Origin of the sequence: Halomonas sp. AOP7-B1-5, from assembly GCF_052353045.1 — a bacterium.
Lineage (GTDB): Bacteria > Pseudomonadota > Gammaproteobacteria > Pseudomonadales > Halomonadaceae > Vreelandella > Vreelandella colorata.
In genome coordinates this window covers 1-1,537 of record NZ_JBQTDC010000101.1, presented here as the reverse complement: position 1 = coordinate 1,537, position 1,537 = coordinate 1, and the positions used below count along the sequence as shown (strand labels likewise).

Here is a 1,537-nt window from a genome sequence, read left to right as displayed (position 1 = left end):
CGGCGCTTAGCACTTTCATAAACTGCTTTGCGGTGCTCAAGACGTTCTCGGTCGACACCTCGATGCCGGTCAGCAGGTGTCACGTACCGAAGGCCACTATGCAGGTGCTGTTCGTTGTAAGCCCGCTCGAACGTCAGCATCCAGTCACGCACTGCGCTCAGCGATGCAAAGCCCTTTGTGGGCCATGCTGGACAGTATTTGACGGTACGGAACAGCGCTTCCGAGTAAGGGTTGTCATTGCTCACTCTTGGTCGGCTGTAAGACATCAACATCCCCAGCTCTGTTAACCTCGCTTTAAGCGTATAAGACGTCATCGGCGCGCCATTATCCGAGTGCAACACCGGGGGCTGATGCCAGCATCCTTCTCGCAATAAGGCGCGTTCCAACAAGTGTTTCGCTAACTCGCCTGATTCCGCATCATGGACTTCCCAGGCGATGATTTTACGACTGTAGATATCCATGATCAGATAGAGATACCAGTGCTGGCCACGCACAACGGAAGAACAGTAGCTGATGTCCCAGCACCAGACCTGGTTTGGCCCGGTTGCAGTAAAGCTTGTCGGCTCAGGTACTTGGCGGCGTGGCTTCATTCGCCCTCGGTGCTGCTGCTGTTGGTGCTTTTTCAGTACTCGATAGAACGACGACTCGGAGGCCAAGTAGATCCCTTGATCTGCCAATGAGGGCACGATTTGAGACGGCGGCAGGCTCTGATACTCGGGGCGATTGCAGGCGTTTAAAATGGCCTGTTCCTCCTCGTGAGTCAGCTGATGCGGCTGACTGCCTTGTACCGCGCGTGGACGCCGATCCTCAACCACAGCGCCACACCCAGAACGCCAGCGTTTCAACGTGCGCTCGCTCACGTCTATCATCGCCGCGGCTTTGTAACGGGAAGCGCCTCCCGTTACCGCCTCGTCAAACAACGTAATGAGCCTTGCACGTTCCTCAAGTGGCGTCAGTCGTCCTCGCCGCTGTTCGGGTCTTCGCCGTACAAGGCGTCTAGCTTTTTTGAGAGCACCAGCAGCGACGTTGTTTCCGCTAAGGCTCTGTCTTTGCGGCGGACTTCCGCTTTGAGCTGCTTGATCGTCTTACGGTCTTCTTTCCGCTGTTTCTGTGCCGTTCTTTGCTGGCCTTCTTGTTGGCCAGCGCCCTCTAGACAAGCGGCTTTCCACTGCTGGATTTGCTCGGGATAAAGGCCTTTTTCGCGGCAGTAAGCACCCAGCTCGGTTTCTGACAGGGTGGCGGTTTCAATGACCACGGCGAGCTTGGCATCTGGTGACCATTCGTTGTCGCTTGGTGTGTAACCCGGCACAGGCACTCCTTTTTCTCGACACTTTTTTAACCAACTATACAGCGTCGCGTCAGAGATGCCTTCTTCAGTGGCAACGGATACCACGCTGCGATTGTGGGGTGGCAATAACTTTTTCAGAACGGCTGCTTTACGCTCTGCAGAATAACGTGGCACAAGGACTCCATGCCGCTCCCTCTGGATTAGGTTAAGGCGATATCGCCAACCGGACAACTAGGCTGACAGAGGGGG

2 protein-coding genes are annotated in these 1,537 nt (G+C 55.4%); both read right to left on the bottom strand.

Annotated elements, in window-relative coordinates:
- The coding region (locus ACT3XD_RS19530; RefSeq protein WP_225736376.1) for an IS3 family transposase at positions 1-956 on the bottom strand (956 nt) is incomplete at its 3' end.
- Complete coding sequence (locus ACT3XD_RS19525; RefSeq protein WP_192539945.1) at positions 953-1,462, bottom strand: transposase; 510 nt, start codon at positions 1,460-1,462, stop codon at positions 953-955. The genes ACT3XD_RS19525 and ACT3XD_RS19530, both read right to left, overlap by 4 nt.
- Between the last annotated feature and the right edge of the window lie 75 nt (positions 1,463-1,537).